Origin of the sequence: Nocardioides marmoribigeumensis (assembly GCF_031458325.1) — a bacterium.
Lineage (GTDB): Bacteria > Actinomycetota > Actinomycetes > Propionibacteriales > Nocardioidaceae > Marmoricola_A > Marmoricola_A marmoribigeumensis.
This window is the reverse complement of the sequence record NZ_JAVDYG010000001.1, coordinates 379272-406241: the sequence shown is the minus strand read 5'-3', so window position 1 is coordinate 406241 and position 26970 is coordinate 379272. Positions and strand designations below refer to the sequence as shown.

At 72.1% G+C, this 26970-nt stretch carries 24 protein-coding genes; 12 read left to right on the top strand and 12 right to left on the bottom strand.

Annotation, left to right across the window (positions count from 1 at the left end; all coding sequences use genetic code 11):
* Positions 1-30: 30 nt before the first annotated feature.
* Positions 31-393: a cupin domain-containing protein gene (locus tag J2S63_RS01960; RefSeq protein ID WP_310297924.1), complete on the top strand. Its 363-nt coding sequence runs from the start codon at positions 31-33 to the stop codon at positions 391-393.
* Here the strand turns inward: J2S63_RS01960 and J2S63_RS01955 are convergent.
* The 7 genes from J2S63_RS01955 to J2S63_RS01925 form a co-directional block, all read right to left on the bottom strand.
* Positions 377-925, bottom strand: a complete 549-nt coding sequence (locus J2S63_RS01955; RefSeq protein ID WP_310306555.1) for a cyclodeaminase/cyclohydrolase family protein — start codon at positions 923-925, stop codon at positions 377-379. The two genes, J2S63_RS01960 and J2S63_RS01955, sit on opposite strands and share 17 nt — an antisense overlap.
* Before the next feature lie 8 nt (positions 926-933).
* Positions 934-2625, bottom strand: a complete 1692-nt coding sequence (locus tag J2S63_RS01950; protein WP_310297921.1) for a formate--tetrahydrofolate ligase — start codon at positions 2623-2625, stop codon at positions 934-936.
* Positions 2626-2649: 24 nt separating this feature from the next.
* Positions 2650-3183 (bottom strand): DUF1638 domain-containing protein, encoded by a 534-nt coding sequence (locus J2S63_RS01945; RefSeq protein ID WP_310297918.1) that lies wholly within the window; start codon positions 3181-3183, stop codon positions 2650-2652.
* A gap of 79 nt (positions 3184-3262) precedes the next feature.
* A complete protein-coding gene (locus tag J2S63_RS01940; protein ID WP_310297916.1) occupies positions 3263-5143 on the bottom strand; it encodes an ASKHA domain-containing protein in 1881 nt (626 codons plus the stop codon).
* Positions 5140-6030 (bottom strand): dihydropteroate synthase, encoded by an 891-nt coding sequence (locus tag J2S63_RS01935; protein ID WP_310297912.1) that lies wholly within the window; start codon positions 6028-6030, stop codon positions 5140-5142. The genes J2S63_RS01940 and J2S63_RS01935 overlap by 4 nt, the downstream gene beginning before the upstream one ends.
* Positions 6027-6692, bottom strand: a complete 666-nt coding sequence (locus J2S63_RS01930; RefSeq protein ID WP_310297909.1) for a cobalamin B12-binding domain-containing protein — start codon at positions 6690-6692, stop codon at positions 6027-6029. The genes J2S63_RS01935 and J2S63_RS01930 overlap by 4 nt, the downstream gene beginning before the upstream one ends.
* Complete coding sequence (locus J2S63_RS01925; RefSeq protein WP_310297906.1) at positions 6689-7489, bottom strand: IclR family transcriptional regulator; 801 nt, start codon at positions 7487-7489, stop codon at positions 6689-6691. Before J2S63_RS01925 ends, J2S63_RS01930 begins: the two co-directional genes overlap by 4 nt.
* A gap of 5 nt (positions 7490-7494) precedes the next feature.
* Between J2S63_RS01925 and J2S63_RS01920 the strand changes: the two genes are divergently transcribed.
* The 11 genes from J2S63_RS01920 to J2S63_RS01870 all read left to right on the top strand — a co-directional run bounded on the left by J2S63_RS01920 (position 7495) and on the right by J2S63_RS01870 (position 23001).
* Complete coding sequence (locus J2S63_RS01920) at positions 7495-9063, top strand: trimethylamine methyltransferase family protein (protein ID WP_310297903.1); 1569 nt, start codon at positions 7495-7497, stop codon at positions 9061-9063.
* Positions 9064-9118: 55 nt separating this feature from the next.
* Positions 9119-9904, top strand: coding sequence for an IclR family transcriptional regulator (locus J2S63_RS01915; RefSeq protein ID WP_310297901.1), 786 nt, complete (start codon positions 9119-9121; stop codon positions 9902-9904).
* A gap of 154 nt (positions 9905-10058) precedes the next feature.
* Positions 10059-11537 carry an aldehyde dehydrogenase family protein gene (locus tag J2S63_RS01910; RefSeq protein WP_310297897.1) on the top strand — a complete coding sequence of 493 codons (1479 nt, stop codon included), beginning with the start codon at positions 10059-10061 and terminating at the stop codon, positions 11535-11537.
* Positions 11538-11569: 32 nt separating this feature from the next.
* Positions 11570-13291 (top strand): choline dehydrogenase, encoded by a 1722-nt coding sequence (betA, locus tag J2S63_RS01905; RefSeq protein WP_310297894.1) that lies wholly within the window; start codon positions 11570-11572, stop codon positions 13289-13291.
* The gene (locus J2S63_RS01900) at positions 13288-14337 is read left to right on the top strand and encodes a quaternary amine ABC transporter ATP-binding protein (protein ID WP_310297891.1); all 1050 of its coding nucleotides are present in this window, start codon (positions 13288-13290) and stop codon (positions 14335-14337) included. Before betA ends, J2S63_RS01900 begins: the two co-directional genes overlap by 4 nt.
* Entirely contained in the window at positions 14334-16304 is a 1971-nt protein-coding gene (locus J2S63_RS01895; RefSeq protein ID WP_310297889.1) for an ABC transporter permease, read from the top strand. The genes J2S63_RS01900 and J2S63_RS01895 overlap by 4 nt, the downstream gene beginning before the upstream one ends.
* 84 nt (positions 16305-16388) lie before the next feature.
* Positions 16389-17351 (top strand): ABC transporter substrate-binding protein, encoded by a 963-nt coding sequence (locus J2S63_RS01890; protein ID WP_310297886.1) that lies wholly within the window; start codon positions 16389-16391, stop codon positions 17349-17351.
* 190 nt (positions 17352-17541) lie between these two features.
* Positions 17542-20049 carry a GcvT family protein gene (locus J2S63_RS01885; protein WP_310297883.1) on the top strand — a complete coding sequence of 836 codons (2508 nt, stop codon included), beginning with the start codon at positions 17542-17544 and terminating at the stop codon, positions 20047-20049.
* The gene (locus J2S63_RS01880) at positions 20046-20813 is read left to right on the top strand and encodes an electron transfer flavoprotein subunit beta/FixA family protein (protein ID WP_310297881.1); all 768 of its coding nucleotides are present in this window, start codon (positions 20046-20048) and stop codon (positions 20811-20813) included. Before J2S63_RS01885 ends, J2S63_RS01880 begins: the two co-directional genes overlap by 4 nt.
* Positions 20810-21787 carry an electron transfer flavoprotein subunit alpha/FixB family protein gene (locus J2S63_RS01875; protein WP_310297880.1) on the top strand — a complete coding sequence of 326 codons (978 nt, stop codon included), beginning with the start codon at positions 20810-20812 and terminating at the stop codon, positions 21785-21787. Before J2S63_RS01880 ends, J2S63_RS01875 begins: the two co-directional genes overlap by 4 nt.
* 23 nt (positions 21788-21810) lie before the next feature.
* Positions 21811-23001, top strand: a complete 1191-nt coding sequence (locus J2S63_RS01870; RefSeq protein ID WP_310297879.1) for an MFS transporter — start codon at positions 21811-21813, stop codon at positions 22999-23001.
* Here the strand turns inward: J2S63_RS01870 and curA are convergent.
* The 5 genes from curA to J2S63_RS01845 are packed head-to-tail and all read right to left on the bottom strand — an operon-like array spanning position 22985 to position 26804.
* Positions 22985-24010, bottom strand: a complete 1026-nt coding sequence (gene curA / locus J2S63_RS01865) for an NADPH-dependent curcumin/dihydrocurcumin reductase (RefSeq protein WP_310297877.1) — start codon at positions 24008-24010, stop codon at positions 22985-22987. The two genes, J2S63_RS01870 and curA, sit on opposite strands and share 17 nt — an antisense overlap.
* Positions 24007-24333: an antibiotic biosynthesis monooxygenase family protein gene (locus J2S63_RS01860; protein WP_310297874.1), complete on the bottom strand. Its 327-nt coding sequence runs from the start codon at positions 24331-24333 to the stop codon at positions 24007-24009. Before J2S63_RS01860 ends, curA begins: the two co-directional genes overlap by 4 nt.
* Positions 24330-25775 carry an NADP-dependent phosphogluconate dehydrogenase gene (gene gnd / locus J2S63_RS01855; protein ID WP_310297870.1) on the bottom strand — a complete coding sequence of 482 codons (1446 nt, stop codon included), beginning with the start codon at positions 25773-25775 and terminating at the stop codon, positions 24330-24332. The genes J2S63_RS01860 and gnd overlap by 4 nt, the downstream gene beginning before the upstream one ends.
* Positions 25776-25803: 28 nt before the next feature.
* Positions 25804-26493 carry an aspartate/glutamate racemase family protein gene (locus J2S63_RS01850; protein WP_310297867.1) on the bottom strand — a complete coding sequence of 230 codons (690 nt, stop codon included), beginning with the start codon at positions 26491-26493 and terminating at the stop codon, positions 25804-25806.
* 38 nt (positions 26494-26531) lie between these two features.
* Entirely contained in the window at positions 26532-26804 is a 273-nt protein-coding gene (locus J2S63_RS01845; protein WP_310297861.1) for a GlsB/YeaQ/YmgE family stress response membrane protein, read from the bottom strand.
* Positions 26805-26970 lie beyond the last annotated feature (166 nt).

Below are 26970 nucleotides of genomic sequence, written 5' to 3'. Positions count from 1 at the left end.
CCCGCGTGCGGTGAGGAGTTGACTGGCCCCGTGCCCGAACCCGTCCGCGTCATCCGCGCCACCGACCTGCTGCCCGCCGACCCCACGCCCGGCATGCACCGCGAGCTCGCCTTCGAGCTGCCGCTGCTGTGGTCGGGCAAGGTCCGCACCGAGCCCGGTGCGATCTCCGGCTGGCACCACCACGACCTCAACGAGACCGCGCTCTACGTGGTCTCCGGCATCCTGCGCCTGGAGTACGACGGCCTCGACGGCTGGATCGACGCCGAGGCCGGCGACTTCGTCCACGTGCCGGCGTTCACCGTCCACCGGGAGAGCAACCCCACCGACGAGCCGTCGTACGCCGTCATCGCGCGTGTGGGCGGGGGAGTGCCGACCGTCAACGTGTCGCGCTGACCCGGGCGGCCAGACTCCGGGCCTCGACGAGGCTGGGGTGGTCGGGGTCCGTCCTCGACAGGTTGGCCTCGACCAGCCCGACCGCGGCCGTGAGGGCCGTGCGGGCGAGCAGACCGGCGGTCTCGGCGTCCCCCCGCAGGTGCGGGTTGCCCTCGGCCACGACCCGGTCGGCGACCTGCGCCACCTCGGCAGCCGCGCGGGCCAGCTCCAGGGGCACCTCGCTGGCGCGCTCCAGCGCTGCGCGCAGCGGGGCGTCCCGGTCCGGCGAGGCGGGCCGGCGCCGTGCGGTGAGCACGTCGGCGTAGACCTCGCCGTCCTGCTGCGCCAGCGGCAGCAACCGGTCACGGGCCTCCTCGGCCCGCGCCACCAGGGCGTCGGCGTCGGGGAGCTCACGCGACGAGGAACCGGCCGACATCGCCGCCAGTGACGCGGCCAGAGCCGCGGTCACCGCGACGACCGCCCCCGCCCCCGGGGCCGGGGTCGGGGCGCTGACCGCCGCGAGGAGCTCGCCGACGGTGGTGGAGGGACCCAGTGGCGCGGTCAGGACAGCCCCACGATCTCGCCGTCGTCGTCGAGGTCGATCGACATCGCCGCCGCACGCGTGCCAAGGCCGGGCATGGTCCGCATGTCTCCGCAGATCGGGTAGACGAAACCCGCGCCGATGTTGGCCCGCACCTCGCGCACCGGCAGGCGCCAGCCGGTCGGTGCGCCCTTGAGCGACGGGTCGCTGGAGATCGAGAGGTGGGTCTTGGCGATGCAGACCGGCAGGTCGCCGAACCCGTTGCGCTCGTAGGTGTCGAGCTGGCGGCTCGCGGCCGGGCTGTAGTCGACGCCGTCCGCGCCGTACACCCGCTCCGCGATCGTCTCGATCTTCTCGCGCAGGCTCGCCGCGGCGGGGTAGAGGAAGCGGAAGTCCGTCGGCTCCGCGCTCGCCTCCGCCACGGCCTCGGCGAGCTCGATCGCGCCGCGGCCGCCGTCGCTGAAGTGGGTGCAGACCGCGACCCGGGCACCGGCCTGCTCGGCGACCTGGCGGATCGCCTCGTGCTCGGAGGCGAAGTCCTCCGGGAACGCGTTGATCGCGACGACGGGGGAGACGCCGTGCAGCCGGACGTTGTCGATCTGCTTGACCAGGTTGGCCGCTCCCTCGAGCACCTCGTCGGGGTTCTCCTGCAGCATCGCCTCGGGCAGGGGCCGCCCGGCGACCACGCGGTGGCGGCCCGAGTGGGCCTTGAGCGCGCGGACGGTCGCGACGACCACGGCGGCGTCGGGCCGCAGCCCGGAGGTGCGGCACTTGATGTTGAAGAACTTCTCCCCGCCGATGTCGGCGCCGAAGCCCGCCTCGGTCACCAGGTAGTCCCCGCCGCGGATGCCGATCAGGTCCGCCACGACGCTGGAGTTGCCGTGCGCGATGTTGCCGAACGGCCCGGCGTGCACGAGGACCGGCGTGTTCTCCAGCGTCTGCAGGAGGTTGGGCTTGATCGCCTCGCGCATGATCACCGCCATCGAGCCCGCCGCCTGCAGGTCCTCGGCGGTGACCGGGTCACCGGCGCGGGTGTAGCCCACGACGACGCGGCCGAGCCGGCGGCGCAGGTCCTGCAACGAGGTGGACAAAGCGAGGACGGCCATCACCTCAGAGGCCGCGGTGATGTCGAAGCCGGTCTGCCGGGTGACCCCGTCCTCCTTGCCGCCGAGACCCACCACGATGTTGCGCAGCGCCCGGTCGTTGACGTCGAGCACCCGGCGCCAGGTGATCGCGTCGAGGTCGAGGTCGTGCGGGTTGCCCTGGTGCAGCGAGTTGTCGAGCATCGCCGAGAGCAGGTTGTGGGCCGCGGTCACGGCGTGCATGTCGCCGGTGAGGTGCAGGTTGAGCAGCTCCATCGGCACCACCTGCGACCAGCCCCCGCCGGCCGCGCCGCCCTTGATGCCGAACGTCGGGCCCATCGACGGCTGCCGGATGGCGATCGTCGCCCGCTTGCCGATGTGCTTGAACGCCTGGCCGAGCCCGACGGTGGTCGTCGTCTTGCCCTCGCCGAGCGGCGTGGGGGTGATGGCGGTGACGACGACGTACTTCGCCGGCGGCCGGTCGGCGAGCTCATCGACGGCCTTGAGCTTGATCTTGGCGACGTTCTCGCCGTAGGGCTCGAGGAGGTCCGGCCCGATCCCCATCGAGGCCGCCACCTCGTCGAGGGGCTTGAGGGCGGCGGAGCGGGCGATGGCGAGGTCTGACTGCACGGTTCCTCCAGGTGTGCGGTGTGGCTAGACGACGTGGGTGGCCGGGACGGGTGCGTCGAGCAGGCCGGCGAGGGCCTCCTCGAGCAGCACCAGGCCGGTCGGGACGGTGGTGAGCGGCAGGCCGAGGGTCGCGGCCGCCCGCGCGGCGAGCTGCTCGAGCTCCGGGGTCGGGTGCTGGGCCAGCCACACGACGCGCGTGTAGTGGGCGAAGTAGGCCTCGCGGAGCTCGGGGTGCCGGTCGAGCCCGAGCTCGGTGACGACCGTGCGGTCGAAGGACCGGACCAGGAAGTCGGTGAGGACGTAGGTGCCGGGCTGCTCCTCGAACGTCGCGCGCACGCGCTCGGCCCCGGCGTAGAGGTCGTAGCAGTGCAGCCCGGGCAGCCGGTCGAGCCCGAGACCGTCGCAGACCTCGTCGAGCGCGCCGTAGGTGCCGCAGTCGGCGAAGCCCACGGCGACCCGACGTCCCTCGGCGAGCAGCCTCGTCGCGAGGGCGGCCACCTCGCCGGCGATGCGCTCGGGGCGGTTGTGCAGCAGCGGGGGGAGCGGGTGGACGCGCACGGGCCAGCCGTGGCGCTGCGCGGCCTCGGCGCAGTGCTGCGCGATCGCCCCGCACGCGATGACCGCGACCTCGGGCAGGTCAGACGGGGAAGGCGAGGAGGTCGACGAAGCGGTCGTTGAAGTCGCTGCGGTCGGAGAGCTCGACATAGGTCACCTCCTCGAGCAGCGCGACGGCGCCGGCACGCTCGCGCACGGAGAGCAGCGCCATCTTGGCGCCCTCCCCGGCGACGTTGCCGGCGGAGACGATGCGCAGCGCGGGTAGCGGCGGCACCAGGCCGATGCGCACGGCGGAGGCGGCGGAGATGTAGGAGCCGAACGATCCGGCGAGCAGCACCTGCTGGACGTCGCCGGGCTCGAGCCCGAGCTCCTCGAGCAGCAGGGTCCACCCGGTCGAGATCGCGGCCTTGGCGAACTGCAGCTCGCGCACGTCGCGCTGGGAGAGGACCACGTCGTCGGCGAGGCGGAAGATCCGCTCCTGGTCGACCGTGGTCAGTCGGGGTGCCAGGTGGGGGACGCGCTGCGCCGCCACCTCGTCGGTGACGAAGCGGCCGCTGGCGTCGAGCAGCCCGACCCGCACCAGCTCGGCGACCGCGTCGACCAGCCCCGACCCGCAGAGGCCGCGGGGGGCGACGTCGCCGATGACCCCGAGGGTGACCGCCTCGACGGCCTTGGGGTCGACGGCGAGCCGGACGACCTCGATCGCGCCGTCGGAGGCGCGCATGCCGGAGCGGATCGCCCCGCCCTCGAACGCCGGCCCGGCGGGCGCGGCCGTCGCCACGATGCGGTCTCCGTCGCTGAGCACGATCTCGCAGTTGGTGCCGACGTCGATGAACAGGCGCGTGCGCTTGTCGCGGTCCATGCCCGTCGCCAGCATGCCCGCGACGATGTCGCCGCCGACGTAGGCCCCGAGCGCCGGGAACAGCACCGCCCGGGCGCGGGGGTGGACGGCCACGCCGAGGTCGGAGGCGAGCACCACCGGCGGGTGGGCGGTCGACATCACGAACGGCGCGACCCCGAGCGGCTCCGGGTCGATGCCCAGGGCCAGCGCGGTCATCGTGGCGTTGCCCGCGAGCGCGACCTCGTAGACGTGCTCGGGGTCGACCCCGGCGTCCTTGCAGACCTCCTGCGCGAGCGCGTCGAGCGTCTCGGCGGCGAGGGCGCGCAACCGGTCCAGCGCGTCGGGGTCCATCATCGTCGCGCTGATGCGCGTGATCACGTCGGCGCCGAACGGCTGCTGCGCGTTGAGCCGCGACGCGACCGCCTTGGGGGTGCCGGTGGTGAGGTCGAGCAGCGTGGCGACCACGGTCGTCGTGCCGAGGTCGAAGGCGATGCCGTGGCACACCGCCGTGGTGTCGCCGCCCTCGACGTCGACCAGCGAGGTGTCGTCGACGACCGCGGTCACCTTGAAGTCGTGGCGTCTCAGCTCCCCGGGCAGCCGGCGCAGCACGGGCAGGTCGACGGTGACGTCGAGGTCGTCGAGCGCGCCGAGCAGGCGCTCGAGGTCGGTGCGCTGGTCCGACAGCGTCGGCTCGTCGAGCTCGACGTAGCGCTTCTGCACCGCCGGCCGCAGGATCACCTGCCGGCCCACGCCGACGGTCGCGGCCTTGGGCCGCGTCACGAGCGGGGGTACGTCGACCCGCAGGTCACGCTGCGCCCTCACCAGGCAGGCCAGCCGCCACCCGTCGGCGAGCTCCTCGGCCGAGAACGTCTTGGCGTCGTGGCGGGTGACCTCGACGTCCTCCGCGTCGGTGATCCGCACCTTGCACTTGTGGCAGGTGCCGTGGCCCCCGCAGGTGGAGTCGATCGCGATGCCGTTCCACGACGCGGCGTCGAAGACCGCGACTCCCGGGGGGACCCGCACGTCGCGCTCCCGCACCTCGCCCGCAGCCGGGCCGGAGGCGGCCTCGTGCACCCGGAAGTCCAGCCGGACCCGGGCTGCAGGTGCGGGAGCCTCGCTCACGCCTGACCGGCTGCCGCTGCTGCCGTCGCCGCGCGGCTCCGGGCGATCCACTCCATGCCCCACTCGTCGTGGCCGAGCAGCAGGTCGGTGGCCTTGACCGCGCTGACGATCGAGGGGGTGCGGACGTCCATGATCGCGCTGGTCAGCCCGGAGGTCATCGCCGCGGTGAGGAAGGCGGCGTTGAGCTCGTGGCGGCCGGGCATCCCGAACGAGACGTTGGACGCCCCGCAGGTCATGTTGAGGCCGTGCTCGTCGCGGACGCGGCGCATCGTCTCCAGCGTGGCCTCGCCGGTGGCGGTGTCGGCGCCGATCGGCATCGCGAGCGGGTCGATGAGGATGTCGTGGGCGGCGATGCCGTACTCGCCCGTGGCCACGTCGAGGATCTTCTGCACCAGCTCGAGCCGCTTCTCGGGCTCCATCGGGATCTCGTCGACGTCGTTGGGCAGCGCGATCACCGCGGCGTCGTACTTCTTGACGATCGGGAGGATCTGCTCGAGGCGCTCGTCCTCGGCGGTGACCGAGTTGACCAGCGCGCGGCCCTGGTAGACCGAGAGCCCCGCCTCGAGCGCCTCGACCACCGAGGAGTCGATGCACAGCGGCTTGTCGGTGAGCTTCTGGATCAGCTGCACCGCCTGGCTGAGCAGCTCGGCCTCGTCGGTCAGCGGCACCCCCATGTTGACGTCGAGCACGTCGGCGCCCCCGACCACCTGGGCGTGCACGTCGCGCTCGATCGCCGACAGGTCGCCCGCGCGCAGCTGGTCCTGGAAGATCCGGCGACCGGTCGGGTTGATCCGCTCGCCGATCAGGCAGAACCGGTGCCCGCGGCCGATGACGACCTCCTGGGTCGCCGACCGCAGCCGGGTCTCGTAGTGGACCCCGCCGCTCATGCAGGCACCTTGGCCCGACGCTCGCCCAGGAGCGCCTTGGCGCGCTTGACGGTGGCGGAGGCGTCGGCGGCGTAGCCGTCGGCGCCCACCGCGTCGGCGTACTCCTGGGTGACCGGCGCCCCGCCCACCATCACGATCACCGAGTCGCGCAGGCCGGCCTTCTCCAGCGCGTTGAGGTTGGCCTTGAACATCGGCATCGTCGTGGTGAGGAACGCCGAGAAGCCGACGATGTCGGGCTGGTGCTCCTCGATCGCGGCGACGAACTTCTCCGGCGCCACCTGCACGCCGAGGTCGATCACCTCGAACCCGGCGCCCTCGAGCATGATGTTGACCAGGTTCTTGCCGATGTCGTGCACGTCGCCCTTGACCGTGCCCATCAGGAACTTGCCGACCGTCTCGACGCCGGTGTCGGCCAGCAGCGGCCTGAGCACCTCCATCGAGCCCGCCATCGCGCGGCCCGCGACGAGCATCTCCGGCACGAAGAAGTCGCCCCGCTCGAACCGCGCGCCGACCTCCTCCAGCGACGGGATGAGGGCGTCGAAGAGCAGCGACTGCGGCTCCATGCCCTGACCGAGCGCCTCGTGCGTCAGCTCGAGCACCCGTGGGGCGTTGCCCACCAGGGTCTCGTCGTACAGGCCGCGCAGGATCTCCTCTGGAGTCATGCCACACCCTCCTCAGCGTGTGTGTCGGCCAGCCGGAGGCTCAGGGCCTCCGCCCGGTTCTTGATCAGCCGACCGAGCTGGTCGGCGCGGTTCCCGATGCGGGCGGTCGGCCCGGAGACCCCGAGCGCGGCGACCACGTGGCCGCGCGCGTCGCGGACGGGCGCGGCGGCACCGCACAGCCCGACCTCGAGCTCGTCGTGGGTCTCGGCCCAGCCGCGCCGGCGGACCACGCGCAGCTCCTCGGCCAGGGCGACGGCGTCGAGGGAGTGCGGTGTCGGGGTGGCCAGCGGCGCGGACGGGAGCGGCAGCACGTCCCAGGCGAGCAGCACCTTGCCGAGGGCGGAGCAGTGGTCGGGGACGTCGACGGCGTCCCAGTCGCGGGCACCGAGGAGGTGGTGGCTGGTCTCGACGTTGGCGATGTGCACCAGGCGGCCGTGACGCACGACCGCGAGGTGGGCCGACTCGCGGCTCTCGGCCGCGAGCTCGTCGAGGTAGGGCGACGCGGCGCTCAGCAGGTCGCCGTGCGGGTCCGCCGCACCGACCCGGGCGGCGTGCTCGGCGAACAGCCGTCCGGGGGCATAGCCGTCGTCGTGACGGGCCAGCAGGTCGGTGCGCTCGAGCGCGGAGAGCAGCCGGGAGGTGGTGGACCGGGCGAGGCCGGTGCGCTCGGCCAGCTCGGTGAAGGTCACGGGCCCGTCGGACTCGACGATCAGCGTGAGCAGGGCCGCGGCGCGGTCGACCGCCTGCGTCCCGCCGGCTCCCGCCGCGACGGGGGCGGTGCTCCCGGACCTGTTCACGATGCTTGACCCGACTCCCATGTTGTGGAACAACTGTTCCACATCGTGAGGCCGAATCGCCCGCGTCGTCAAGCAGCCGACGAGCACCGGCGCGTCGGGGAGGGAGCCAGCCCATGTTCCGCAACCGGATGCCGCGCTACGAGATCCTCAGCGAGGACGCCATGGCGACCCTCGACGGCGGGTGGCGCCGGCTGGTCACCGAGATCGGCGTCGAGTTCATGAGCGACCGGGCGCTCGACCTCTTCCGCGCCGCCGGCCAGCGGGTCGAGGACAACACCGTGTTCCTCGACCCGGACTTCCTGCTCGAGCAGGTGGCCAAGGCCCCGCGCGAGTTCGACGTGCAGGCGCGCAACCCCGAGCGGTCGGTCCACATCGGCGGCGACGCCATGGCGTTCAGCGGCGTCTACGGCCCGCCGTTCGTGCGCGAGGGCGCCGTACGCCGCGACGCCACGATGGACGACTTCCGCAACTTCACGCGGCTGGCCCAGTCCTACGACGTGCTCGACTCCGCGGGCGGGGTGATCTGCGAGCCCAACGACGCCCCGCTGGACAGCCGCCACCTCGACATGACGCTCGCGCTGGCGACGCTGACCGACAAGCTCTTCATGGGCAACGTCGTCTCCGGGCCCAACGCCCGCGACGTCATCGAGATGACCTCGATCCTCTTCGGCGAGGGCAAGGGCCGCGAGCACGGCCGTGCCTCGATCGAGGAGACGCCGGCGACGATCTCCCTGGTCAACTGCAACTCCCCGCTGCGGTGGGACGACCGCATGCTCGACGCGCTCTTCGAGTACTCCGCGGCCAACCAGGCCGTGGTCCTCACGCCGTTCCTCCTCATGGGCGCCATGTCGCCCGTGACGGTGCCCGCCGCGCTGGTCCAGCAGATCGCCGAGGCGCTGTCCGGCATCGCCCTCTCGCAGCTGATCCGGCCCGGGTCGCCGGCGATCTTCGGCTCGTTCCTGTCCAACATCGACATGCAGTCCGGCTCCCCGATGTTCGGCACCCCGGAGTCGGGCGTCGGCCTGCTCTGCACCGGCCAGGTCGCCCGCCACTTCGGGCTGCCGTTCCGCTCCGGCGGCACGCTCACCTCCTCGCAGGTGCCCGACGCCCAGGCCGGCTACGAGGCGCTGATGACGATGCTCCCGACGTTCCTCGCCGGCGCCAACTGGGTGATGCACTCGGCCGGGTGGCTCGAGGGCGGGCTGGTCTCCTGCTACGAGAAGTTCGTGATGGACGTCGAGCTGGTCCAGATGCTCCAGCACGAGTTCACCCCGCTCGAGATCGACGAGGCCTCGCTGGCCTTCGGCGCGCACGAGGAGGTCGGCCACGGCGGTCACTTCCTCGGCGCGATGCACACGATGGAGCGCTTCCGGACCTGCTTCTACCGGCCGTTCCTCAGCTCCTCGGAGAACTTCGAGCGCTGGACGCGCAACGGAGGCAAGGACACGGCCGCGCGGGCGACCGAGGTCTACCGGCAGCGGCTGCAGGACTACGAGGCCCCGCCGCTGGACGAGGCGATCCTCGAGGAGCTGCAGGAGTTCGTCGTACGCCGGCGCGCCGAGCTGGGCGACTGAGGAGCACCTCCCCTCGGGGGTGCGGTCGGAGCGTCATGCGGTCTACGGTTGCGCCATGAGCAACAGTGTCGAGGCGACCGCCCCGGCCGGGGGAGGCGTGCAGTCGGTCGACCGCGCGTTGACGATCCTGCAGGTCCTCGCGCGCGCCGGCGAGCTCGGGGTCACCGAGATCGCCGCCGAGCTCGGCGTCCACAAGTCGACCGCCTTCCGCCTCGTCGCGACGCTGGAGTCGCACGGGATGGTCGAGCAGCACCAGGGCCGCGGGAAGTACCGCCTCGGCGTCGGCCTGCTGCGCCTCGCCGGCGCGACCACCGCCCGGCTCGACCTCGTGCAGGAGGCCCGGCCGGTCTGCCGCCAGCTCGCCCAGGACACGGGGGAGACGGTCAACCTCGCGGTCCTCTCCGGGTCCAGCGCGCTCTACCTCGACCAGGTCGCCGGGACCTCGGCCCTGCAGACCCACAACTGGGTCGGGCAGCACATCCCGCTGCACGCCACGAGCAACGGCAAGGTCCTGCTGGCCGGTCTGCCCCCGGCGCGGCGCGAGGAGCTGGTCGGCCGCCTCCCGTCGTACACCTCGGCGACGATCACCCAGCGCGCGCGGCTCCGCGAGGAGCTCACCGCGGTGGCGACGCAGGGGTGGGCGGTCGCGGTCGACGAGCTCGAGATGGGGCTGGCCGCCGTCGCGGCGCCGATCCGCAGCGCCCACGGTGACGTCGTCGCGTCGATGAGCCTGTCCGGCCCGACCTTCCGGCTCACCGAGGCGCGCATCGCCGAGGTCCTGCCCGCGCTGCTCCAGGCGGCCGACGAGGTCTCCCACCGGATGGGGTGGGGCCGCCGCTGACGGGCCGGACGTCCCGCTTCCGTCCCGGTGAGGGTCACGGTTGGGCCGCGATCCTTGACGACACCGGTCGGAGCGACAAGTGTGTCTCGCATCACGCGGACACGTTGCGCACAGCGCAACGCCGTCGCGCCGGACCAGGGGGAAGGAGCCTCTCGTGCCTGAGCTGTACGTCGACGGGGCGTGGTCCGGCGCGCTCGCGGGCGGGCGGCGCGAGATCCGCTGCCCCGCGGACGGCACGCTTGTGGCCGAGGTCGACGAGGCCGGGCCCGAGGACACCGAGCGCGCGATCGCCGCGGCGCGCGCCGCCTTCGACGCGACCGGGCCCGGCGCCTGGACCTCGACCAGCGCCCGAGACCGCGGCGACCTGCTGCTCCGCGTCGCCGACCTGCTGCAGCGCGACCGCGCCGAGGTCGCGCGGATGGAGTCGCGGGACACCGGCAAGCGCCTGGTCGAGAGCGAGTACGACGTCGACGACGTCACCTCCGTCTTCCGCCACTACGGACGCATCGCGGACGACGACCCGGGGCGCCTGGTCGACACCGGCCAGGCGGGCGTGGTGAGCCGCGTGGTGCGCGAGCCGGTCGGCGTCTGCGCGCTGATCACGCCGTGGAACTACCCGCTCCTGCAGACCTCGTGGAAGGTGGCTCCGGCGATCGCCGCCGGCTGCACCTTCGTGCTCAAGCCGAGCGAGCTCAGCCCCCACACCGCCGTCCACCTGGTGCGCCTGCTCGAGGAGGCCGGGCTGCCCGCCGGCGTCGGCAACCTCGTGCTCGGCGCGGGCGCCGCGGCGGGCGGACCGCTGTCGACCGACCCCCGCGTCGACCTGGTGAGCTTCACCGGCGGCCTGGCGACGGGCAGGACCCTGATGGCCAACGCCTCGGCCCACGTCACCAAGGTCGCGCTCGAGCTCGGTGGCAAGAACCCCAACATCGTCTTCGACGACGCCGACTTCGACGCGGCCCTCGACATGGCCCTGACCGCGGTGTTCCTGCACTCCGGCCAGGTGTGCTCGGCAGGCGCGCGCCTCGTCGTGCAGGAGGGCTGGCACGACCGGTTCGTCGACGCACTGGTCGAGCGCGCGCAGCAGATCCGGCTCGGCGGCCCCTTCGACGACAAGGCGGAGACCGGCTGCCTGATCTCCGAGGCCCACCTGGCCAAGGTGTCGTCGTACGTCGAGGCGGCCGTCGCCGAGGGGGCGCAGCTGCGCTGCGGGGGCGAGCGGGTGACCGAGGGGGCGCTGGCCGACGGGTTCTTCTTCCCGCCGACCGTGCTCGACCGCTGCGAGACGTCGATGCGCTGCGTGCAGGAGGAGTCGTTCGGCCCGGTGCTGACCGTGGAGACCTTCACCGACGAGGACGACGCGGTGCGCATCGCCAACGACTCGATCTACGGCCTGGCCGGCGCGGTGTGGACCCGCGACGGCGACAAGGCCGAGCGGGTCGCGCGCCGGCTGCGCATGGGCACCGTGTGGATCAACGACTTCCACCCCTACGTCGCGCAGGCGGAGTGGGGCGGCTACAAGCAGTCGGGCATCGGGCGCGAGCTCGGGCGTCTCGGGCTGGAGGAGTACCAGGAGACCAAGCACGTCTGGCACAACGTCGCACCCGGCCCGCAGGGCTGGTTCGGCGGCTGAGCCGGCGACCGGACGGCGGAGGGGCTCGAGACGTGGGCAGCAGCAGGCACTGGGACTACGTGATCGTGGGCGGTGGCTCGGCGGGCTGCGCCCTGGCCAACCGGCTCAGCGCCGACCCCGGCACGCGGGTCCTCGTGCTCGAGGCCGGGCACTCCGACTTCCGCATCGACCCGTTCGTGCACATGCCGGCGGCCCTGCCGATCCCGATCGGCAACCGCTTCTACGACTGGAAGTACGAGTCGGAGCCCGAGCCCGGGATGAACGGCCGCCGGGTCTACCACGCGCGCGGCAAGGTGCTCGGCGGGTCGAGCTCGATCAACGGCATGATCTTCCAGCGCGGCAACCCGATGGACTACGAGCGGTGGGCCGGCGACACCGGGATGGAGACCTGGGACTACCTCCACTGCCTGCCCTACTTCAAGCGCATGGAGACCTGCCTGGCCGGGGCGGACCGGTGGCGCGGGGGCAGCGGTCCGCTGGTCCTGGAGCGGGGGCCCGCGACCAACCCGCTGTTCGGCGCGTTCTTCGAGGCCGTGCAGCAGGCGGGCTACCCGCTGACCGACGACGTCAACGGCTACCGCCAGGAGGGCTTCGCGCCCTTCGACCGCAACATCCACCGCGGCCGGCGCCTCTCGGCCGCCCGGGCCTACCTCCACCCCGTGCTCAAGGAGCGCGACAACCTCGACGTGCGCACCCTCGCGCTGGTCACCCGCATCCGCTTCGACGGCACGCGCGCCGTGGGCGTCGACTACACCCGTGGCCGCACCTCCCACCAGGTGAGCGCCGGCGAGGTGGTCCTGTGCGGCGGCGCGATCAACACCCCGCAGCTGCTGCAGCTGTCCGGGGTCGGCGCCGCGGAGCACCTCGAGCCCCTCGGCGTGCGCATGGTCCACGAGCTGCCGGGGGTGGGGGAGAACCTCCAGGACCACCTCGAGGTCTACATCCAGTACGCCAGCAAGCAGCCGGTCTCCATCGCACCGGGCCTGCGGTGGCGGGCCCGTCCGGGCATCGGCTACCAGTGGCTGTTCCACCGCCGCGGCCTGGGGGCGAGCAACCACTTCGAGGGTGGCGGCTTCTGCCGCAGCAACGACGAGGTGGACTGGCCCAACCTGATGTTCCACTTCCTGCCCGTCGCGATCCGCTACGACGGGTCGGCGCCCACCGAGGGCCACGGCTACCAGGTCCACGTCGGCCCGATGTACGCCGACACCCGCGGCTGGGTGCGCATCGCCGGCACCGACCCGCGCGTGCACCCGCGGATCCGGTTCAACTACCTCACCACGCCCAACGATCGTCGCGAGTGGGTCGAGGCGGTGCAGGCTGCGCGCGACATCCTCAACCAGCCGGCCTTCGCGCCGTTCAACGCCGGCGAGCTCTCGCCGGGGCCGTCGGTGTCGACCGAGGACGAGATCCTCGACTGGGTGCGCGCCGACGCCGAGACCGCGCTGCACCCCTCGTGCACCGCACGGATGGGCGTCGACGACCTCTCGGTCACCGACCCCACGTCGATGCGCGTGCACGGCCTCGACGGGCTGCGGGTGGTCGACGCCAGCGTCTTCCCCTACGTCACCAACGGCAACATCTACGCCCCGGTGATGATGGTCGCCGAGAAGGCCGCCGACCTCATCCTGGGCAACACGCCGCTGGCCGCGGAGCAGGTGCCCTACTACCGCCACCGCGACGGCTCCTCGCTCTGGCCGCCCGGCGACGCCCGCAACCAGCTGACCGACCGACCCCAGGAGGTGCGGCCATGACCGCCACCCAGGCACGACCCACCGGCGACGTCGCCCTGCGGGTCGACGGCCTCTGGAAGATCTTCGGCCCCGGCGCCGGCAAGGTCCTCGGCTCTCCCGACGCCGAGCTCTCCCGTGCCGAGCTCAAGGAGCGGACGGGGTGCGTGATCGGCGTACGCGACGTGTCCTTCGAGGTCTCGCCCGGCGAGGTCTTCGTGGTGATGGGCCTCTCGGGGTCCGGCAAGTCGACGCTGGTGCGGATGCTCACCCGGCTGATCGAGCCGACGGCGGGCACGGTCGAGATGGCCGGTCGCGACATCACCGCGGCCTCGGAGTCCGACCTGCGCGACCTGCGCCGCAAGCACGTCTCGATGGTCTTCCAGCACTTCGGCCTGCTGCCGCACCGCAAGGTCGTCGACAACGTCGCCTACGGCCTCGAGATCCGCGGCGAGAACAAGGCCCAGCGACGCCGGCGGGCCATGGAGATGGTCGAGCTGGTCGGACTGAACGGCTACGACCAGTCCTATCCCGACCAGCTGTCGGGGGGCATGCAGCAGCGGGTCGGGCTCGCCCGGGCGCTGGCCGGCGACCCCGAGCTGCTCCTGTTCGACGAGCCGTTCTCGGCGCTCGACCCCCTGATCCGCCGCGACATGCAGAACGAGGTCGTGCGGCTGCACCACGAGCTGCGCAAGACGATGGTCTTCATCACCCACGACCTCGCGGAGGCGCTCAAGCTCGGCGACCGGATCATGATCCTGCGCGACGGCGAGATCGTGCAGGTCGGGCGGCCCGACGAGGTCGTGGGCTCACCGGCCGACGACTACGTCAAGGAGTTCGTCAGTGACGTGCCGAAGTCCCACGTGCTCACCTTGAAGTGGGTGATGCGCGAGCCCACCGCCGAGGTGTCCCCGGACGCCCCGGTGCTGCAGTCCGACACCGTCGTCCGCGAGGCGGCGCGGGCGGTCCTCGCCCACAAGGGAGCGGTGCGGGTCGCCGAGGGCGATCGCATCGTCGGGGTGGTCGACGACGAGGACATCCTCCGGGTGGTCGTCGCGGAGGAGCGATGACGACCGCCGCGACCCTCGCACGTCCGGTCGAGCCGGGGGCCGCTCCGCCCGAGGGTCGACGGACCCGCCGCGTCCCACGCTGGGTGTGGGTCGCCCTCGTCTGCGTCACGTGGCTGGTGGTCTGGTCGTTCACGCGCGGTCACGACACGGTCCAGGTCTCCGGCACCGACCAGACCGACCTGCACCGGCGCCTCGGCGACTTCGCCAACGGCCTGGGCGGCAACGGCTTCACCCGGGCGGTCGCCGACGCCATCAACGTGATCATCGAGTTCTTCCAGAACCTGATCTCGACGCCGGCGCCGCCGCGTCCCGCGCCGCAGGTCGGGTGGCTCGGGGTCGTGGCCGTCGCCACGTGGGTCGGCTACGCCATCGCCACCTGGCGGATCGCAGTCCTGGTCGCGGTGTCGTTCCTCGCCTTCGGGGTCTTCGGCTTCTGGCAGGACTCGATGGACCTGCTGATCGTCACCTTGGTCTCGGTGTTCATCGCGGTGGTGATCGGCTTCCCGCTGGCCGTGTGGATCGGGCTCAGCCGGCGTGCGGCCACCGTCATCACCCCGGTCCTGGACATGCTCCAGACGATGCCGACGTTCGTCTACCTGATGTTCGTCTTCATCCTCTTCGGCATCGGCGCGCCCAACGCCGTGGTGTGCACCGTCGCCTACGCGGTGCCGCCGATCGTGCGCATCGCCGGGTTCGGCATCCGCGACGTCTCGGCCACCACGATCGAGGCGACGAACTCGCTCGGCCAGACCACCGCGCAGCGCCTGTGGAAGGTGCAGGTCCCGATGGCGCGCAAGACGATCATCCTGGGCCTCAACCAGACGATCCTGGCGGCGCTGTCGATCGCCATCATCGCCGGCTACGTCAACGGCCCCGGGCTCGGCAAGCCCGTCCTCTCGGCGCTCACCCAGAACGACTTCGGCGCCGGCCTGGTGCCCGGACTGCTCATCGTGCTGATGGGCATCATGTTCGACCGCACCACGACGGCGGCCAGCGAGCGCACGGAGAGCGCGACCCGCGGTGGGCATGACGACCCGCGCCGGCGACGGATCGTGCTCGGCGTCACGCTCGTCCCGGTCGCCGTGGCCGTCTGGTACTCCCGCTACTCCCTCGACGCCGCGAACTTCCCGACCAACGGCCTGACCCGTTCGGTCGCCAACGGCGCCAACGACGTGGCGGACGCGGTCATCAACGCCGTCGAGCCCCTGGCCAACAGCTTCAAGAACCTCGTGTCCTACGGCTTGCTCAACCCCCTGCAGTCGGTCCTGGCCGACTCGCCGTGGTGGCTGGCCCTGGCCGCGCTGCTCGCCTTGGGGGTCATCATCGGCGGTCGCCGGGCGGCCCTGCCCAGCGTGGTGTGCCTGGGGCTGATCTTCGCGCTGGACCTGTGGAACGACACGATGATCGTGCTCACGATGACGCTGGTCGCCACGCTGCTGGTGATGGTCCTGGCGTTCGTGTTCGGGGTCTGGATGGCTCGCAACAGACGCGCCGACCTCGTCATCCGGCCGCTGCTCGACGCCGGCCAGACGATCCCGGCGTTCGTCTACCTCATCCCGGTGCTCGCCCTGTTCGGGTCCACCCGGTTCACCGCGATCATCGCCTCGGTGGTCTACGCCGCGCCCGCGGCGATCAAGCTCGTCTGCGACGGCGTCCGCGGCGTCAGCCCCGCGGTCGTCGAGGCGTGCTGCTCCACCGGGTCGACGACGTGGCAGGAGATCACCAAGGTGCAGCTGCCGATGGCTCGCGGCTCCTTGGTCCTGGCCACCAACCAGGGCCTGCTCTACGTGTTGGCGATGGTCGTCATCGGCGGGCTCGTCGGGGCCGGCGCCCTCGGGTACGACGTCATCTACGGCATCGCCCACATCGACTACGCCGGCAAGGGCATCGCGGCCGGCTTCTCCATCGTGCTGCTCGGCATCTTCATCGACCGAGTGGTCCGCGCCGCAGCCGAGCGTGCCGGCTGAGGCTCCAGACCCATCACCATCAAGGCCGTCCCCGGCCGACCTGCAACGAAGGGAACACCAGTGCGGCACCTCAAGAAAAAGAATGTGGGTCTCGCTGCCGTGCTCGTCAGCGCGGCACTCGCGCTGACGGCGTGCGGCAGCGGATCCGTGGGCGAGCAGACCAAGAAGAACGAAGCCCAGCAGAACGCCGCCGGCGGCAAGTGCGGCGACCTCAAGATCATCGTCAACAACTGGGTCGGCTACACCGCCGACGCCTACGTCCTGGGCAACGTGGCCAAGGACAAGCTCGGCTGCAACGTCAGCTACGTCGAGCTCAAGGAGGGCGGCCCGTCCTACCAGGCCCTGGCCTCCGGCGACGGTGACGTCATCCTCGAGGAGTGGTCGCACGCGGCCGAGCTCGAGCAGGCGACCGCCAAGGGCACCGCCAAGGAGATCGACCCGCTCGGCGTCGTCGGGATCATCGGCTGGTACGTCCCCGACTGGCTGGCCAAGGCGCACCCGGACATCCTGGACTGGAAGAACCTCAACAAGTACGCCGACAAGTTCAAGACCTCCGAGTCCGGCGACAAGGGCCAGTTCCTCGGCGCGGACCCCAACTACACGCAGTACGACGAGGCGATCGTGAAGAACCTCGGCCTCAACTTCAAGGTGGTGTTCTCCGGCGGCGAGACTGCGTCGGTCGCCGCGTTCGAGAAGGCCCAGCAGAAGAAGCAGTGGCTGATCGGCTACTTCTACGAGCCGCAGTACCTCCACGCGGTGGTCAAGCTCGACCGGGTCAAGCTCCCGCCGTACAAGGAGGGCTGTGACAAGGACAAGGCCAAGGTCGCCTGCGACTACGCCGAGACCACGATCAAGAAGGTCGCGTCCACGAAGTTCATGGACTCCGACTCCACGGCGCCGGACCTGGTGAACAACTTCAAGATCAGCAACGACGAGCAGAACCTGATCGCGAAGTACATCACCATCGACAAGATGACGCCCGACGCCGCCGCCCAGAAGTGGATCGCGGACAACGGCGACAAGGTCGACTCCTGGCTCCAGGGCTGAGGCCCCCTCGCCCGGGAGGGCACCTCCTCACGACGCACGACGCCGGTCCGGCGCACCCGGACCGGCGTCGTGCTGCGTGGGGCGGCCCGGCGCCGGTCCTTGACACCCGCGGGAGCCGGACCGAGACTGATCCCGTCTCGCATCACGCACATCCGTTGCGTCATACGCAACAGTTCGGAAAGGCCCAGAGATGGCTGAGCTGCCCTCCTCCGCCCAGGTCGTGGTCATCGGTGCCGGCATCGTCGGCAACAGCCTCGTCCACCACCTCGCCCAGCTCGGCTGGACCGACATCGTGCAGATCGACCAGGGCCCGCTGCCCAACCCCGGCGGCTCGACCGGTCACGCCTCGAACTTCATCTTCCCGGTGGACCACTCCCGCGAGATCACGGACCTGACGCTCGACTCCGTGCGGCAGTACAAGGAGATGGGGGTCTTCACCGAGTCCGGCGGCTTCGAGGTCGCCCGCACCGAGGAGCGCATGGAGGAGCTGCGCCGGCGCATGTCGAGCGCCAAGGCGTGGGGCATCGAGTCGGCCCTGGTCGACAAGGACTTCGTCGCCGACAAGGTGCCCTTCCTCGACACCGACCAGATCGTCGGCGCCTTCTGGACGCCGTCGGTCGGCGTCGTCGACTCGCTGCGCGCCGGCACGATCATGCGCGAGGGCGCGGTCGAGAAGGGCGTGCTCGTCACGGTGCCCAACGTCGAGGTCACCGCGCTCGACGTGGAGGACGGCCACATCCGCCGGGTGCGCACCGACAAGGGCGACATCACCGCCGACTGCGTGGTCATCGCCTCCGGCGTGTGGAGCCCCAAGATCGGCGACATGGCCGGGGTCTCGATCCCGCTGACGCCCGCCGTGCACCAGATGATCTCGGTCGGCCCGTGCGCCCAGCTGGCCGAGCGCGAGGGCGAGATCTCCTTCCCGATCGTGCGCGACATGGACACCTTCTGCTACGAGCGTCAGCACGGCGCCGACATGGAGGTCGGCTCCTACGCCCACCGGCCGATCCTCCACGAGCCGGAGGACATCCCGAGCATCGAGCAGGCCAGGCTGTCGCCGACCGAGATGCCCTTCACCGAGGAGGACTTCGACCCCCAGCTGGAGCAGGCGCTCGAGCTGATGCCGGAGCTGCTCGGCGGCGAGGGAGCGGAGATCCGCTACGCGATCAACGGGCTGCTGTCGCTGACCTGCGACGGCTGGCCGATCCTCGGGGAGAGCGAGGTCGAGGGGCTGTGGGTCGCGGCCGCGGTCTGGATCAAGGAGGGGCCGGGCGTCGGGCGCGCGGTCGCCGAGCTGATGACCCACGGCCACAGCGAGATCGACATCTCCCACAGCGACATGTCGCGCTTCTACACGCACCAGAAGCGTCGCGAGCACACCCGGCTCCGCGCGTCGGAGGCGTTCAACAAGACCTACGGGATCGTCCACCCCGCCGAGCAGTACTCCTCCGACCGGCCCCAGCGGACCTCGCCGATGTACGAGCGGGAGAAGGAGCTCGGCGCGGAGTTCTTCGAGACCGTCGGCTGGGAGCGCCCGTTCTGGTACGCCTCCAACGCCCCGCTGCTCGAGGAGTACGGCGACCGCGTGATGCCCCGCGAGCACGAGTGGGACTCGCGCTGGTGGTCCCCGATCATCAACGCCGAGCACCTCGCGATGCGCGAGCGCGCCGGGATGATCGACCTGACCGCCTTCGCGGTGTTCGACATCGAGGGACCCGGTGCGCTCGACGCGGTGCAGCGCACCTGCGTCGCGCAGTGCGACGTGGCCGTCGGCAAGGTGATCTACACCCCCGTGCTCGACGCCAAGGGCGGCTTCCGGTCCGACCTCACCGTGATGCGGCTCGGTGACGACCACTTCCGCGTGGTCACCGGCGGCGCGCACGGGATGGCCGACCGGGCGTGGTTCGCCAGGCACGTGCCGGCCGGCACGACGCTGACCGACCGCACCGACGAGGTCTCGACGATCGGGCTGTGGGGCCCGCGCGCGCGCGACATCCTGGCGGCGGTCACCTCCGACGACGTCTCCCGCGAGGGCTTCGGCTTCCTCACCTGCCGCGAGATCGACGTGCAGGGCATCACGGTCCTGGCCTCGCGGATCTCCTACGTCGGCGAGCTGGGCTGGGAGCTCTACGTCCCGATGGGCGACGCGCTCGCGCTGTGGGACGCGCTCACCGCGGCGGGGCAGGAGCACGGCCTCGTCCCGGTCGGCATCGGCGTCTACGGCACGACCGGCCGCCTGGAGAAGGGCTACCGCGCCTACGGCTACGAGCTCGACGCGGAGCGCACGATCGTCGAGGCCGGGATGCAGCGGCCCAAGGTCAAGGCCGCCGACTTCGTCGGTCGGGACGCCTACCTCGCCCAGCGGGAGTCCTCGCCGGTCTCCGTGCTGTGCACGCTCACGGTCGAGGACCACACCTCGGCGAGCGGCCAGAAGCGCTACATGCTCGGCGGCGAGCCGATCCTGACGCGCGACGGCGGCACGCTGACCGACGGCCACGGCCACCACCCCTACGTCACCACGGCAGGGTCCGCCCCGAGCCTCGGCAAGCACCTGCTGATGGCCTACCTGCCGCCCGAGCAGGCGCAGGTGGGCACCGAGCTGGCGGTCTCCTACATGGAGGAGCTCTACCCGGTCGTCGTGGCCGCGGTCGACGCCACCCCGCTGCTCGACCCGGCCAACGAGCGGGTGCTGTCGTGAACGTCCTGGTGTGCGTCAAGCGCGTCCCGGAGACCTCCGGGGAGGTGCTGCTGACCGCCGACGCGCAGGAGGTCGACGCGCGCTACGTCGGCTACACGACCAGCGCCCACGAGGAGTGCGCGGTCGAGATCGCGATCGAGGTCGCCGGCGCGACCGGCGGCACGGCGACGGTGATGACGCTCGGGTCCGCCGACGCGGTGGACCAGCTCCGGGCCGCCCTCGGCGTGGGGTGCACCGCGGCCGTGCTCGTCGAGGCGGACTCCTCCGCCTTCGGCCCCTCGGACGTCGCCCGGGAGATCGCGGCGGTCGTGCGTGACCACGAGGCGGCCGGGACGGCGTACGACCTGGTGCTGCTGGGCAACGACGCGGCCGACACCGGCGACCACCAGGTCGGCATCCGGGTCGCGCACGCGCTCGGGCGACCGGTGGTCAACGGCGTCACCGAGGTGAGCGCCGACGGCGACGCCGTCGTCGCCCACGGGGAGGGACCGGAGGGCCGCGAGACCTACCGCGTGCCGACGCCGGCGGTCGCCACGATCCTCGAGGGCGGCGTGGAGCCGCGCTACCCGACGATCACCGGGCGGATGAAGGCCAAGAAGGTCGAGGTCGAGCGGCGGGTGCCGTCGGCCGACCCGGTCGGGCCGGGCAGGGTGCGTCTGCTCCTGCCGCCCGCGCAGCCGAGCAGCGTGGTGGTGCTCGGTGAGGGCAAGCAGGCAGCGGGCGCCGTGGTCGACCTGCTCGAGAAACTGGGAGTGGCGCGATGACCCTCGTGCTCGTCGAGCTGGACGCCTCCGGCCTCACCGAGGTCTCGCGGGAGGCGGTCACCTTCGCCCGCGAGCACCCCGTCGGTGCCGGTGAGGTGCACGTCGTCGTCCTCGGGGAGCCGTCCGAGGAGGCGGTCGACCAGCTCACGGCCTACGGCGTGGACGCCGTCCACCTGGTGACCGGGGCCGCGTCGGAGACCTACGGCGGTGCCGCCTGGGCGGCCGGGGTGTCGGCGGTGCAGAAGGCGACCGCGGCGGAGGTCGTCCTCGCCGCGGGCACCGAGCGGGGCAACGAGGTGCTCGCGCACCTCGCGGCCGAGCGCGAGGTCCCCTTCGCCGCCAACGTGGTGGCCCTGACCTCCGCCGACCCCGTCGTCGTCCACCGGCAGGTGATGGGTGGCTCGGTGCTCGAGGAGACCCGCGTCGAGGGGATCCCGGTGGTCCTCTCGCTGGCCGGTCACGCCGTCGCCCCCGTCCCTGCGGCCTCGCCGTCCGACCCCTCGCTCACCGAGCACGAGGTCGACGTGCCCGAGGTCGCGCGCGTGGCGCGCGTGGTGTCGGTCGAGCAGGCGGGCCCCGACCACTCCGCCGGGCTGAAGTCCGCGCGGGTCGTGGTCGGTGCCGGCCGCGGCGCCGGAGGCCCGCAGGGGTTCGGGCCGGTGAGCGACCTGGCGAGGATCCTGGGCGGTGAGCTGGGCGTCTCACGTGTGGTGACCAGCCTGGGCTGGCGCCCGCACCACGAGCAGATCGGCCAGACCGGGTCGCGGATCTCGCCCGAGGTCTACATCCCGTGCGGCATCAGCGGCGCCATCCAGCACTGGGCCGGCTGCGCCTCGTCCAAGGTCATCCTGGCGATCAACACCGACGCCGAGGCGCCGATGATGACCAAGGCCACCTACGCGGTCGTCGGGGACATGCACGAGGTCGTCCCGGCCATCGTCGCCGAGCTCGAGAGCCGGGGTCACCACGCCTGACCGGGGGTGTCAGGCTGGGTGACGTGACCGCCTCCGCCACCGACACCCTGCGCACCAGGCGGGCGCGCAACGCGGTCCTGGCCTCCTTCCTGGTCAGCGGCGTGTCCTTCTCGACCTGGGTCTCGCGACTGCCCGACGCCGCGGACCGTCTCGACCTCGACGACCGCGCGCTCGGCCTGCTCCTGCTCTGCGCCTCGACCGGTGCGTTGCTGTCGATGAGCACCTCGGGCCGCACCATCCAGCTGTTCGGCCCCCGACGCGTCGTCCAGGCGGGCACGCTGCTCAACGCCTTCGGCGCCGCCCTCATGGCGTCCGGGATCGGGGTCCTCGGGTCCACCCCGCTGACCGGGATCGGCCTGTTCTTCTTCGGTGCGGGGTTCGGCGTCTGGGACGTCGCGATGAACGTCGAGGGCGCCGAGGTCGAGCGGCGGCTCGGGCGCACGATCATGCCGCGCTTCCACGCGGCGTACAGCCTGGGCACGGTGGGGGGCGCGCTGGTCGGGGCAGGGCTGGTCAAGCTCGGCCTGCCGGTGCTGCCGCACCTGCTGGTCGGGATCGCCCTGGTCGTCGGCGTGAGCCTCGGGACGGTGGGCGGCTTCCTCACCGGCCCCGTCGACGTCGGCGCGGAGTCGGGCGGCGGGATGCGTGCCCGGGACGCCTGGCGCGAGCCGCGCACGCTGCTCATCGGCGTGATGGTGCTCGGCCTGGCGATGACCGAGGGCACGGCCAACGACTGGCTGGCCCTCGCACTGGAGCGGGGGCACGACGCGGAGCGCTGGATGGCGGTCGCCGGCTTCGCCACCTTCGTGACCGCGATGACCGTGGGACGGATCGTCGGGCCGGTGCTGCTCGACCGGCACGACCGGGCGGTCTCGCTGTGGGCCTCGATCGCCATGGCCGTCGTGGGCGTGGTGGTCGTGGTGGTGGCGACCGCTCCCTGGCTGGTGTTCGTCGGGATCGTGGTGTGGGGGCTGGGCTCGTCGCTCGGCTTCCCGGTCGGGATGAGCGCCGCCGCGGACGACCCGGCCCGCGCCGCGGCACGGGTGAGCGTGGTGTCGCTGATCGGCTACCTGGCGTTCCTCGTGGGCCCGCCGCTGATCGGCTTCGTCGGCCACGAGGTCGGCACCCTCGACGCGCTGCTCACCCTGCTGCTCGTGCTGGTCCCCGCGGCCCTGTGCGTCCCGGCCGCGCGGCGGCTCAGACCGGGTCGCTGACCCGGACGACCAGCTTGCCGAAGTTCTTGCCCGACAGCAGGCCGCGGAACGCCTCCGGGGCGTTGCGCAGGCCCTCGACCACGTCCTCGCGATAGCGGACCGACCCGTCGGCGACCCAGCCGCCCATGTCGCGCACGAAGTCACGACCGTGAGAGCGGGTGAACTCGTCCTGGATGAACCCGCGGACGGTGAGCGACTTGCGCAGCACCTGGCCCATGAAGCCGGGCAGGCGGTCGGGGCCCTCGGGCGCGGAGGTCGCGTTGTAGTCGGCGACCAGCCCGCAGACCGGGACACGGGCGTAGGTGTTGAGGTGGCGGAACACCTGCCGCTGCACCGGCCCGCCGACGTTCTCGAAGTAGACGTCGATGCCGTCCGGGACGGCGGCGGCGAGGTCGTCGGCGAACGTGGGGGAGCGGTGGTCGACCGCGACGTCGAACCCGAACTCCTCGAGCAGGGCGGCGCACTTCTCCGGTCCACCGGCGATGCCGACCGCGCGAGCGCCCTTGAGCCTCGCGATCTGGCCGACCGCCGAGCCGACGGGGCCGGTGGCGGCGGCGACGACGACGGTCTCGCCCTCCTTCGGCCGGCCGATCTCGAGCAGGCCGGCGTACGCCGTGAAGCCGGGCATGCCGAGCACGCCCAGCGCCGTCGACGGGGGAGCGACCGACGGGTCGAGGCGCCGCAGGTCCGAGCCGTCGCTGATCGCCTGGGTCTGCCAGCCGGAGTAGGACAGGGCCCAGTCGCCGACCTGCCAGTCGGGGTGGCGGGACTCCTCGACCTGGCACACCGTGCCGCCGACCATCAGGCCGCCGACCGGCACGGGCGCGGCGTACGACGGGGCGTCGCTCATGCGACCGCGCATGTAGGGGTCGAGCGAGAGGTGGACGACGCGCAGCAGCAGCCGGCCGTCCTCGAGCGCGGGCAGCTCCTCCTCGACGAAGTCGTAGGTGTCGTCGTCGGGCATGCCGACGGGGCGACGGGCGAGGCGGACCTGGAGGGTGGTGGTCACGAGGGCCTTTCGTAGGAGCTGGCGTAGGTGGTCTGCCCGACCGCGATGGAGTACTCCGAGTAGTAGGACTCGGCGCCGTGGCGCTTGGCCTCGCGGTGGCGGGGGTGCTCGGCCCAGACCCGGTGGGTCTCGGGGTCGGCGAACGTGACGACGGTGCAGCGCTCGCCGTCCTCGGCGGTGAAGGTCTTGGTCTCCACGAAGCCCGGCATCGAGCGGGCGAGCTCGGCGACGACGGCGAGCTCGTCGGCGTAGGCCTCGACGTGCTCCGGGCGCAGCCGGTTGCGGAACACCGTGACCACCTGCCCCTCGAGGGGCCGTCTCACGCCGGCCCCTCGGACCGGTCGCCGCCCCACTGCAGGTGGAAGGCGTCGTCACCGCTGTCGATCCGGCGGTAGGTGTGGGCGCCGAAGTTGTCGCGCAGCCCCTGGATCAGCGCGGCGGGCAGCCGGTCGGCGCGCAGGGCGTCGAAGTAGGCCAGCGACGACGAGAACGCCGGGGTCGGTACGCCGGCCGCGGCGGCGTCGGCGACCACGCGTCGCCACGAGTCGAGCCCGTCGCGGACCGCGTCGGCGAAGTAGGGCGCGACCAGCAGGCTGACCAGCGCGGCGTCGTCGGAGTAGGACTCGGCGATGCGGTCGAGGAAGCGTGCGCGGATGATGCAGCCGCCGCGCCAGATGGTCGCCATCGCGCCGGGGTCGACGTCCCAGCCGTACTCCTCGCTGCCGGCCATGATCTGGTCGAAGCCCTGGGCGTAGGCGACGACCTTGGAGGCGTAGAGCGCCCGGCGCACGTCCTCGACGTACTGCTCCTGGCCGCCGGGCGGGTCGTCGACCTGGGGCTGGTCGTCGGCGAACTCGCGGCGGGCGGCCTCGCGCTGCTCGGCGTGGCCGCTGAGCGAGCGGGCGAAGGTCGCCTCGGCGATGCCGGTGACGGGGACGCCGAGGTCGAGCGCGGACTGCACGGTCCAGCGGCCGGTGCCCTTCTGCTCGGCCTGGTCGAGGACGACGTCGACGAAGGCCTGCTGGTCGTCGCGGGGGTCGAGCTGGCCGAGCACCTCTCCGGTGAGCTCGATCAGGAACGACTCGAGATCGCCCTCGTTCCACTCCCGGAAGACGTCGCCGATCTCGGCGGGGCTCAGGTGGAGGCGGTGGCGCAGCAGGTCGTAGGCCTCGGCGATGAGCTGCATGTCGGCGTACTCGATGCCGTTGTGCACCATCTTGACGAAGTGGCCGGCGCCGTCGGGCCCGACGTGGGTGCAGCACGGCGTGCCGTCGACGTCGGCGGCGATCGACTCGAGGATCGGGCCGAGGCGCTGGTAGGCGTGGTCGGAGCCGCCGGGCATGATGCTCGGCCCCTCGAGCGCGCCGATCTCGCCGCCGGACACGCCGCAGCCGACGAAGTGCAGGCCCTTGTCGCGCAGGGCGGCCTCGCGTCGACGGGTGTCGGCGAAGTGCGCGTTGCCGCAGTCGACGACGATGTCGTCCTCGTCGAGCAGCGGCACCAGCTCGTCGATCACCGCGTCGGTGCCCTCGCCCGCCTTGACCATGACGATGATCGCCCGCGGCCGCTCGATCGCGGCGACCAGGTCCTCGAGCGTCTCGCAGGGGACGAACGTGCCCTCGTCGCCGTGGTCCTCGACCAGCGAGGTCATGCGCTCGGTGGTGCGGTTGTGCACCGCGACGGTGTGGCCGTGCCGGGCGATGTTGCGCGCCAGGTTGCGCCCCATCACGGCCAGGCCGGTGACGCCGATGGTGGCCTTGCTCATGTCACTCCTCGTCTGAGTGGTGGTGGAGTCAGCGGAGGGCCCAGTCCACGAGCGCCTCGACGTGCAGGCGCGTGGTGGGGAACACCGGGACCGGGGAGTCGCCTGGCCCGACCAGCAGCTCGATCTCGGTGCAGCCGAGGACCACGCCCTCGGCACCCGCCTCGACCATGCCCCCGATGACCCGGGAGTACGCCGCCCTTGACTCCTCGCGCACCACGCCGTGCACGAGCTCGTCGTAGATGACGCGGTGGACCAGCTCCCGCTCCTGCGCCGAGGGGAGGTGAACCCGCAGGCCGTGGCGCTCCAGGTGCTCGCGGTAGAACGGCTGGTCCATCGTGAAGCCGGTGCCCAGCAGGCCGACCTGCTCGACGCCGCCGGCACGGACGGCCTCGGCCACCACGTCGATGAGGTGGACGAACGGCACGTTGACGGCCGAGGCGATCTCGTCGGCCACCAGGTGCATCGTGTTGGTGCACAACGCCACGCACTCGGCCCCGGCCGCCTCGAGCTCGCGCGCGGCGTCGGCCAGGAGGCGCGCGGACTCGTCCCACGCGCCTCGCTGCTGCTGGTCCTCGACGGGCGCGAAGTCGACCGACCTCAGCACCAGGTCGGCGGAGTGGTAGCCGCCGAGGCGGTCGGCCACCAGCCGGTTGGCCAGGCGGTAGTACTCCGCCGTGCTCTCCCAGCTCATCCCGCCGATGAGTCCGATCCTGCGCACGCCACCAGCGTAGGGGCCGGCCGGTGGACGGTCGCGGGTCAGTGCACCTTGACCTTGTTGCGGCCGGTCAGGGTGGAGGCGATCACCACCAGCACCGCCGCGACGATGATCGCGACGATCCAGCGCACCCAGTCGACCCCGCTGGTCGCCCCGCCGCCGAAGGCGGCGTAGACATACCAGCCGATCAGCACGCCGCCGATGCCGCACAGGATGGTCAGCCAGATCGGGGTGTTGTCCTTGTCGCCGGGGGCGACGAGCTTGCCGAGCACTCCGATGATGATGCCCGCGATGATGACGCCGATGACGTCCATGTGTGTGCCTCTCTCCGTGCGGCGCGTGAGCCGCGCCGTCCCGTGACCGCGGTACCCCGACGGGCAGGCCCGCACGCAGGTGCGCTCCCGACGTCGAGAACCGCCTCCCGGCTCCGTCCCCTGGGTGAACGCGGCCAGAATGGGCCGCACCCCGCGAAGGAGACGA